The organism is Streptomyces sp. NPDC059695 (genome assembly GCF_042733785.1).
GTDB lineage: Bacteria > Actinomycetota > Actinomycetes > Streptomycetales > Streptomycetaceae > Streptomyces.
Genome location: NZ_JBHWFF010000030.1, coordinates 41,088 through 50,669 on the forward strand (window position 1 = coordinate 41,088; position 9,582 = coordinate 50,669).

Genomic DNA, 9,582 nt, shown 5'->3' on the forward strand with positions numbered 1-9,582 from the left:
GCGCGCGTCACCCCGGACCCGACCCCCCTCCTCCAGGACTCCAGGACCCACCCATGTTCCGTACCGCCCTGCGCAACGTCCTCGCGCACAAGGCGAGACTGCTGATGACCGTCCTCGCCGTGATGCTCGGCGTGGCCTTCGTCTCCGGCACCCTCGTCTTCACCGACACCCTCGGCCAGGCCTTCCGCAACCAGTCGGCCAAGAGCTACGACGACGTCGCCGTCTCCGTCACGATGTACCCGAACCCCGAGGAGGCCCGGAAGACCCCCGGCCTCTCCCAGCAGGTCGTGGACGAGGTCGCGCGGCTCGACGGCGTCGCCTCCGTCACCCCCCGCGTCGACGGCTTCGCCGGTGTGCCCGACAAGAACGGCAAGCTGATCGGCAGCGGCTGGTCCAACAAGGGAACCAACTTCGCCCCCGGCAAGGACGGCAAGGACCGCGCGTACGCCTTCGTCGCGGGCGGCGGCCCGGCCGCGGCCGGCCAGATCGCGCTCGACCGGGACACCGCCGACAAGGGCGGCTACAAGGTCGGCGACACCGTCCGCGTCGCCACCAACGGCCCGGTGAAGGAGTACACCCTCTCCGGTGTCTTCACCACCGAGGACGGCGCCGTCAACGCCGGCGGCAGCCTGGTCGTCTTCGACAACGCCGTCGCCCAGAAGCTCTACCTGAAGCCCGGCTTCTACCGGGACCTGACCGTCACCGCCGCCCCCGGCGCCAGCGACGGCAAGCTCCTCGACGAGGTCCTGAAGGTCGTCCCGAAGTCGGCCACCGGGCAGACCGGCAAGGCCCTCGCCGACCAGCAGGCCAAGGACATCGAGTCCGGCCTCGGCGCCCTCAACCAGGTCCTCCTCGGCTTCGCCGGCATCGCGCTCTTCGTCGGGATCTTCCTGATCTCCAACACCTTCACCATGCTGGTCGCCCAGCGCACCAAGGAACTCGCGCTGATGCGCGCCGTCGGTGCCTCGCGCAAGCAGATCACCCGCTCCGTCCTCGCCGAGGCCGGTCTCGTCGGCCTGGTCGCCTCCGCCGTCGGCTACGCCCTCGGCATCGGCCTGGCCGTCGGCCTCCGCTCGGCCATGACCGCCTTCGACCTGAAGGTCCCGGCCGGCGACCTGGTCCTCGAAGCCACCCCGGCCGTCGCCGCCTTCGGCGTCGGCGTCCTGATCACCATGCTCGCCGCCTGGCTGCCCGGCCGCCGCGCCGCGCGGATCCCTCCGGTCGCCGCCATGAGCAGCGTCCACGCCACCGCGAGCACCAAGTCGCTCGTCGTGCGGAACTCGATCGGTGCCGCGTTCACCGCGCTCGGTGTCGCCCTGATCGTGCTCGGCGCCGGCCAGGGCGGCGACGACGGCCGCATGCTCATCGCGGGCGGCGCGTTCCTCACCCTCATCGGCGTCATCGTCCTGATCCCGATGCTGTCCCGGCCCGTGATCGCCCTGATCCGCCCGCTGTTCGTCGGCCTCTTCGGGGTCTCGGGCAAGCTCGCCGGCCTCAACGCGGTCCGCAACCCGCGCCGCACCGGCGCCACCGCCTCCGCGCTCGCCATCGGCCTGACCCTGGTCACCGGCCTCTCGGTGCTCGGCGCCACGGTCGGCTCGGCCCTCGACAAGGTGACGACGGACCAGATCAAGGCCGACTACATGGTCTCCATGGCCAGCGGCAACGGTCTGAGCCCGGAGGCGCTGACCGCCCTGGAGAAGGCACCGGGCGTCACCGCGCTCTCCCCGCAGCAGGCCGGCGCCTTCGAGCTGAAGGGCGACTACACCTCGGTCTCCGGTGTCACCCCCGGCGCCATCGAGAAGGTCCTCAAGCTGGACGTCCTGAAGGGCTCGCTGTCCTCCCTCGGCGGGAACACGATCGCCATCGACGACAACGTCTCCACGAAGCGCGGCCTGAAGGTCGGCGACTCCGTCCCCGTCGAGTACCTCGACAAGCAGAAGGGCGAGCTGACCGTCGGCGCGGTCTACCGGGCCAACGAGTTCGTCTCGCCGGTCCTGGCCGACCACGAACTGGTCACCGCGCACGAGGAGCAGGCCGAGATCCGTCAGATCTTCGTGTCGACGGACGGCGGCGCGAGCGCGGCGAACGAGCGGGCCCTGGCCAAGGCCATGGGCGACAACCCGGCGATCACGGTGATGGACCACAAGGACATCCGTGACTCCTTCGGCGGCCCCATCAACATGCTGCTCAACATCATGTACGGCCTGCTCGGCATGGCCCTGGTCATCGCCGTCCTCGGTGTCGTCAACACCCTCGCGATGTCCGTCTTCGAACGCCAGCAGGAGATCGGCATGCTCCGCGCGATCGGTCTCGACCGGCGCCGCGTGAAGCGGATGGTCCGTCTGGAGGCCGTCGTCATCTCGGTCTTCGGCGCGGTCGTCGGCATCGGCCTCGGCTCGTTCCTCGGCTGGGCCATCGGCGAGACGTTCAAGAGCAGCCTGCCGGGCTACGTCCTGGTCCTGCCCTGGGACCGGATCGGACTCTTCCTGGTCCTGGCCGCCCTGGTCGGCGTCCTCGCCTCCCTGTGGCCGGCCCGCAGCGCGGCGAAGCTGAACATGCTCTCCGCCATCAAGGCCGAGTAGCCGCGGCCGTACGGACGAAGAGGGCCGGCCCCCGCACGGGGGCCGGCCCTCGGTGTCTCACTCCTGCCAGACGCGCGGCCGCAGCGCCGTGCCGCTCTTCCCCGACACCGGGGTCTTCACCGCGAGGAACTGGTTCACGCCGATCCGGTTGCGCTCGAAGGAGACCGCGGAGGCCGCCATGTAGAGCCGCCAGATCCGGGCCCTGCCGGGCGAGGTGAGCCGCACCGCCCGCTCCCAGTCGCCCTCCAGGTTGGCCACCCAGCGGCGCAGCGTGAGCGCGTAGTGCTCGCGGATCGCCTCCACGTCCCGGACCTCGAAGCCGGCGTCCTCCAGGGTCGTCAGGGTGCGTCCCATGGGGGCGAGTTCGCCGTCGGGGAAGACGTACGCGTCGATGAAGGCGTCGACCTCGTAGGCCCCCTCGTCGGGCTCGGGGCGCCGGGAGATCTGGTGGTTCAGAAGCCGCCCGCCGGGCTTGAGGAGGCCGTACAGCGTGTCGGCGTACTCCCGGTACTGCACGGCGCCGACGTGCTCGGCCATGCCGATCGAGGAGATCGCGTCGTACGGCCCGTCCGTGACGTCCCGGTAGTCCTGGACGCGGATCTCGATCAGGTCGGCGAGGCCCTCCTCGGCGATCCTCTTGCGGGCGAAGGCGGCCTGCTCGCGGGAGAGCGTGACACCGACGACCCGGGCGCCGTACTCGCGGGCGGCGTGGATGGCCATGGAGCCCCAGCCGCAGCCCACGTCGAGGAGCCGGTCCCCCTCCTGGAGGTGCAGCTTGCGGGCGATGACGTCCAGCTTGTCGCGCTGGGCGTCCTCCAGGGTGCCGTTCTCGGTCCAGTACGCGCACGAGTAGACCATCGAGGGGCCGAGGACCAGCGCGTAGAAGTCGTTGCCCACGTCGTAGTGGTGACTGATCGCCTGCCGGTCGCGGCGCCGGCTGTGGCGGCTGCCGTGGCGGCCGCGCATCTCCTCGGCCGGGGGCTGCGGCGGCGGCAGGGGCCCGGCGATCCGCAGCAGGGCACGGGCGGCGGCGCGCAGCCCGGGATCGCGTACGGAGTCCAGCAGGCTCCTGGTCTCCCCGCCGCGCTCCCAGAGGAGGCCCGAGAGGCGGTCCAGGAGCTCGTAGAGGTCCCCCTCGACGTCGAGCTCGCCGGCCACCCAGGCGCGGGCCAGGCCCAGTTCGCCGGGTTTCCAGATCATCCTCCGCAGGGCCCTGCGGTCGCGGACGATCAGGACGGGGCCGGACGCTCCGACGCCGGGGGGTGCGGCCTCACTGCCGTCCCAGGCTCGCAGACGGACCGGGAGCGGTCCTCCGAGGAGTTCCTCGGCGAGAGTCGTCAGCCGCGACGCGGCGTCGGCCATGGTGCACACCTCCGTGATCTCGTGCCCCAGAAATGCTCGTCACCAAGGGAACACCGTCCGTAGGCGATTCCAGTCCCGCCGCCGCGCAACAAGTCCGTAAAACACGCGAAGGGCCGTCCGCACCACGGATGGCGGACGGCCCTTTTACGGCCTTGCGTGTACTGCGGGTGGTGCTTAGGAGGCCTTGGCCTTCTCCTGCGCCGGGGCGGCCGGCGCCGGGGCGGGCTTGGCGGCCTCGTAGAACTCCTCGCGCGGCGTCTCCATGGCGCCGAGCGAGACGACCTCGCGCTTGAGGAACATGCCGAGGGTCCAGTCGGCGAAGACGCGGATCTTGCGGTTGAACGTCGGCATCGCCATGCCGTGGTAGCCACGGTGCATGTACCAGGCGAGACGGCCCTTGAGCTTGATCTTCATCTTGCCCATGACGATCATCGCGACGCCCTTGTGCAGGCCGAGACCGGCCACCGCACCCTTGTTGGCGTGGCTGTAGTCCTTCTGCGGGAAGCCGCGCATGCCGGCCACCACGTTGTCGCCGAGGACCTTGGCCTGGCGCAGCGCGTGCTGGGCGTTCGGCGGGCACCAGGCGCGCTCGGCCGGGACGCCGGCCTTGATCGCGGCCAGGTCCGGGACCTGGGCGTTGTCGCCCGCGGCCCAGGCGTAGTCGAGGCCGTTGATCTGGAGCTTCTCGTTGCAGTCCACGTGGCCGCGGGGGCCGAGCGGCAGACCGAAGCGGGAGAGCGCCGGGTTCGGCTTCACGCCGGCGGTCCAGACGATCGTGTTGGAGTCGACCTCGAGGCCGTTCTTCAGCACGACGTGGCCGTCGACGCAGGAGTCCATGGAGGTCTCGAGGTAGATCTCGATCCCGCGGCTCTCCAGGTGCTCCTTGCCGTACTGGCCGAGCTTGGGGCCCACCTCGGGGAGGATCTTGTCGGCCGCGTCGACCAGGACGAAGCGCATGTCCTCGCGCGACACGTTCTGGTAGTACTTCGCGGCGTCGCGGGCCATGTCCTCGACCTCGCCGATGGTCTCGGCGCCGGCGAAGCCACCGCCGACGAAGACGAAGGTCAGCGCCTTGCGGCGGACCTCCTCGTCGGTGGTCGAGTCGGCCTTGTCGAGCTGCTCGAGGACGTGGTTGCGCAGGCCGATGGCCTCCTCGATGCCCTTCATGCCGATGCCCTGCTCGGCGAGGCCGGGGATCGGGAAGGTGCGGGAGACCGCGCCCATGGCGATGACCAGGTAGTCGAACGGCAGCTCGTACGCCTCGCCGACGAGCGGCGCGATCGTGGCGACCTTGCGGTCCTGGTCGATGGTGGTGACCCGGCCGGTGAGCACCTCGGCTCCGCGGACGACGCGTCGCAGCGGGACGACGACGTGACGCGGCGAGATGCTGCCGGCGGCGGCTTCGGGGAGGAAGGGCTGGTAGGTCATGTACGACCGCGGGTCGACGACCGTGACGGTCGCCTCCGCGTAGCGCATCTTCTTGAGGATGCGCCGAGCTGCGTACAGGCCTACGTACCCGCCGCCTACTACGAGGATCCTGGGACGCTCCGTGGTGCTCATGGCATCGAGTATCCACCCCTCCCCAGGGGGGTGCTCGTGCGCCCCTTCACAAGCTCTCCGGACACCTCTGCTACACTCCGCCGCCCACGTGATCCACATCATGGTCCTGCAAAGGAACCGGGGTGCACTGGCGAACGTTGTTCACCCCTCGTGAACTGGCCTGGAGAGCGCCCGTTAACGCTGAACCGGACCCCAGGTTCACACGATGGAAACAACGAGCGATTCGGCCTCCGCACCTACGAAAGGGCCCTGCGGCGCCCCCCGAAGGGCCTAAAGACCCTCCTCGGACGCCAACAGGGCCCTTTTCCTTGTGAAGAACTTCACGAACCTTTTCCGACGGGGTGTCGCCGGAGGGGTCGATAGCCGCCCGCTATGCCACGGATAGGGCGATCCCATCGAGAATGTCGTGCTCGCTGACGACGACCTCGCGGGCCCCGACGCGCTCCACGATCTCCCTCAGGACCAGCGCCCCGGCGATGATCACGTCGACCCGGCCGGGGTGGATGACGGGGATCGCGGCCCGCTCGTCGTGGGTGGAGGCGAGGAGCCGCTCGGTCACCTCGGCGACCTGCTCGGCGGAGATCCGGGCGTGGTGGACCTTCTCGGAGTCGTACTCCGGGAGCCCGAGGGCGATGGCGGCGACCGTGGTCACCGAGCCGGCGAGCCCGACGAGGGTCTCGGCCGTGTCGATCGGCACGGTCCCGGCGGCGAGGTCGAGCGCGGCCCGGACGTCGGCGCGGATCGCGGCGACCTCCTCGGCGGTCGGCGGGTCGTGGCGGACGTGGCGCTCGGTGAGCCGGACGCAGCCGATGTCGACGGAGCGGGCCGCCTCGACGTGCGTGTTGCCGACGACGAACTCGGTGGAGCCGCCGCCGATGTCCACGACCAGGCGGCGGTCGTCCCCGTGCAGCTCGCCGGTGGCCCCGGTGAAGGAGAACGCGGCCTCCTGGTCGCCGGTGATGACCTCGGGCTCGACGCCCAGGATCTCCACGACGCCGTCCACGAAGTCCTGGCGGTTCTCGGCGTCGCGGGAGGCGGAGGTGGCGACGAAGCGGAGCCGCTCGGCGCCCAGCTCCTCGATGATCCCGGCGTACTCGCGGCAGGCCGCGAAGGTCCGCTCCAGGGCCTCGGGGGCGAGCCGGCCGGTCCTGTCGACACCCTGCCCGAGCCGGACGATCGTCATCCGGCGGTCCAGCTCGACGAGCTCGCCCGTCTCCGGGTGGAGGTCCGCGACGAGGAGGCGGATGGAGTTCGTACCGCAGTCGATTCCGGCGACCCGGGTCACTTCTCCTCGCCCTCCTTCTTCTCCGCGCACGGCGTCACGCACGGGCCCTTCGCCCACCACTCCGGCAGCATCGCGAGCGCCTCGTCGCCGAAGGGGTTCACGCCGGGGCCCGCCACGAGCGAGTGTCCGACGAGGACGTGCAGGCACTTGACCCGGTCCGGCATGCCGCCGGCGCTCGGGAAGCCCTCCAGGACCTCGATGGCGTCACGGCGGGCGAGGTAGTCCTCGTGCGCGGCCCGGTAGGCGGCGGCGAGCTCCGGGTCGGTGGCGAGCCGGGCCTGCATCTCCTTCATGACCCCGTTGGCCTCCAGCGTGCCGATGGCCGAGGCCGCACGCGGGCAGGTCAGGTAGTACGTGGTCGGGAACGGCGTGCCGTCGGGGAGCCGGGGCGCGGTCTCGACGACGTCCGGGTTGCCGCACGGGCAGCGGTGGGCGATGGCGCGCAGGCCGCGGGGCGGGCGGCCGAGCTGGAGCTCGAAGGCCGCGATGTCCGTCTCGGTCGGCGCGGTGCTTTCGGTCTGCGGAGGGGGCGTTTCCATGTCTGCCTTGTTCGTGTCGCGGAGGGTCAGGGGCGGTCGGCGTGGTCGACGCCGTCCCAGAGGTTGTCGTACCAGGGGCGGTCGGCCGTGCCCTGGTCGGCGCGGGGCCGTTGCTCCGCGTCGGGGTCGTTCACGGTGAAGCCGGTCTCGCCGGGGAGCACGTAGTGCAGGTGCTCGCGGGCGAGGCGGCGGACGTAGGCCGGGTCCTGGAGGCGCGCCTTCTCGTCCTTCAGCTCCTCGACCCGCCGGGCGGCCTCGGCGGCCCTGCGCTCCTGCTCGGCGATCTCGCCCTGCTGGGAGACGTAGCTCCGCATCGGGTAGGCGAGGGCCACGACGAGGGAGCAGACGACGAGGGCGAGGAAGGCCGCGCGGCCGGTGAGCCGGGAGCGGCGGGCCTGGCGGCGGGTCTGGGAGCGGTAGACACGGGCGGCGGTCTGCTCGCCGAGCAGTCTGATCCGGGTCGCGGTCGAGAACCGGTCCCGGTCCTTCGCGGCCATGTCGTGTCGCCTCCCCTGTTCACGCGTACGTCCCCGCACACGGTACGGGACCGAGTGCGGGGACGGACGGAACTACCAGGTGTGACGCTGTCAGCCCTTGAAGCGCGGGAAGGCGCTGCGACCGGCGTAGACGGCGGCGTCGTCGAGGATCTCCTCGATGCGCAGCAGCTGGTTGTACTTGGCGACGCGGTCCGAGCGGGCCGGCGCGCCGGTCTTGATCTGGCCGCAGTTCACCGCGACGGCGAGGTCGGCGATGGTGACGTCCTCGGTCTCGCCGGAGCGGTGGGACATCATGCACTTGAAGCCGTTGCGCTGGGCCAGCTCGACGGCGTCCAGCGTCTCGGTCAGCGAGCCGATCTGGTTGACCTTGACCAGGAGGGCGTTCGCGGTGCCCTCCTCGATGCCGCGGGCCAGGCGCTCCGGGTTGGTGACGAAGAGGTCGTCGCCGACGATCTGGACCTTGGCGCCCAGCTTGTCGGTGAGGACCTTCCAGCCGGCCCAGTCGTCCTCGTACAGCGGGTCCTCGATGGAGACCATCGGGTACGCGGAGACGAGCTCCTCGTAGTACTCGGTCATCTCGGCGGCCGAGCGGGACTTGCCCTCGAACTCGTACACGCCGTCCTTGTAGAACTCGGACGCGGCGACGTCGAGCGCGAGCGCGACGTCGGTGCCCGGGGCGTAGCCGGCCTCCTTGATGGCCTCGATGATGAGGTCCAGGGCGGCGCGGTTCGACTCGAGGTTCGGGGCGAAGCCGCCCTCGTCGCCGAGGCCGGTGGAGAGGCCCTTGCGCTTCAGGACGCCCTTGAGCGTGTGGTAGATCTCGGCGCCCCAGCGGAGGGCCTCGGAGAAGGACTCCGCGCCGATCGGGGCGATCATGAACTCCTGGATGTCGACGTTGGAGTCGGCGTGCGACCCACCGTTGAGGATGTTCATCATCGGAACGGGCAGCAGGTGCGCGTTCGGGCCGCCCAGGTAGCGGAAGAGCGGGAGGTCGCTGGCCTCGGAGGCGGCGTGCGCGACGGCGAGGGAGACGCCGAGGATGGCGTTGGCGCCGAGCGAGCCCTTGTTCTCCGTGGCGTCCAGGTCGAACATGGCCTGGTCGATCAGGCGCTGCTCGGTGGCGTCGTAGCCGACGAGCTCCGGGCCGATCTGCTCGATGACGGCGAGGACGGCCTTCTCGACACCCTTGCCCTGGTAGCGGTTGGGGTCACCGTCGCGAAGCTCGATGGCCTCGAACGCACCGGTGGAGGCGCCGGACGGAACAGCAGCACGGCCGGTGCTGCCGTCGTCGAGGCCGACCTCGACCTCGACCGTGGGGTTGCCTCGGGAGTCCAGGATTTCCCGGGCTACGACGACGTCGATGGACGGCACGAGCATCTCCTTCTGGGATGTGACGCTGGATGTGACGCGAGGCCGGTGCAGGGTCGCTCGGCCTTGCGACAAGAGCCTAACCGGCTCGGGGGCTCCCGCCCGCCGCGCGCCCGCCCCCTGGGACGAAAAAGGACCCAAGGGCACGCATTCCGGGACGAAGGGCCCCGGATCTACTGGGCGGTAACCCTCGGAACCGTCAGCTTCCGCCCAGGGGCGCGGAACCGTCGGCTTCCCCCCAGGGCCGGAGGAACCGTCGGGTTCCTCCGTAACAAAGGGGAGACCCCCGGGGCGCGGGGGCCGGGGGGGGGGGGGGCGGCGGCGGGGGGGGGCGCGGGGGGGGGGGGGGGGGGCGCCCGGGGGGGGGGCCGCGCCCCCCCCCCCCC

Annotated in this window: 7 protein-coding genes; 1 reads left to right on the forward strand and 6 read right to left on the reverse strand. The window is 71.0% G+C overall.

What is annotated here, in order from left to right; translation table 11 throughout:
* Nucleotides 1–53: 53 nt before the first annotated feature.
* Entirely contained in the window at nt 54–2,585 is a 2,532-nt protein-coding gene (locus ACFV2S_RS29875) for an ABC transporter permease (protein ID WP_385565676.1), read from the forward strand.
* A gap of 57 nt (nt 2,586–2,642) precedes the next feature.
* On the opposite strand, the gene ACFV2S_RS29880 is transcribed toward ACFV2S_RS29875, so the two are convergent.
* The 6 genes from ACFV2S_RS29880 to eno form a co-directional block, all read right to left on the reverse strand.
* The gene (locus ACFV2S_RS29880) at nt 2,643–3,947 is read right to left on the reverse strand and encodes a class I SAM-dependent methyltransferase (RefSeq protein ID WP_385565679.1); all 1,305 of its coding nucleotides are present in this window, start codon (nt 3,945–3,947) and stop codon (nt 2,643–2,645) included.
* Between the two features lie 174 nt (nt 3,948–4,121).
* Entirely contained in the window at nt 4,122–5,507 is a 1,386-nt protein-coding gene (locus tag ACFV2S_RS29885; protein ID WP_385565683.1) for an NAD(P)/FAD-dependent oxidoreductase, read from the reverse strand.
* Nucleotides 5,508–5,877: 370 nt separating this feature from the next.
* Nucleotides 5,878–6,792: an exopolyphosphatase gene (locus ACFV2S_RS29890; RefSeq protein WP_385565687.1), complete on the reverse strand. Its 915-nt coding sequence runs from the start codon at nt 6,790–6,792 to the stop codon at nt 5,878–5,880.
* Complete coding sequence (locus tag ACFV2S_RS29895) at nt 6,789–7,331, reverse strand: DUF501 domain-containing protein (protein WP_383785820.1); 543 nt, start codon at nt 7,329–7,331, stop codon at nt 6,789–6,791. The genes ACFV2S_RS29890 and ACFV2S_RS29895 overlap by 4 nt, the downstream gene beginning before the upstream one ends.
* A gap of 26 nt (nt 7,332–7,357) precedes the next feature.
* Nucleotides 7,358–7,828 (reverse strand): septum formation initiator family protein, encoded by a 471-nt coding sequence (locus ACFV2S_RS29900; RefSeq protein ID WP_383785817.1) that lies wholly within the window; start codon nt 7,826–7,828, stop codon nt 7,358–7,360.
* Between the two features lie 90 nt (nt 7,829–7,918).
* Nucleotides 7,919–9,205: a phosphopyruvate hydratase gene (gene eno, locus ACFV2S_RS29905; RefSeq protein ID WP_366309122.1), complete on the reverse strand. Its 1,287-nt coding sequence runs from the start codon at nt 9,203–9,205 to the stop codon at nt 7,919–7,921.
* Nucleotides 9,206–9,582: the final 377 nt, after the last annotated feature.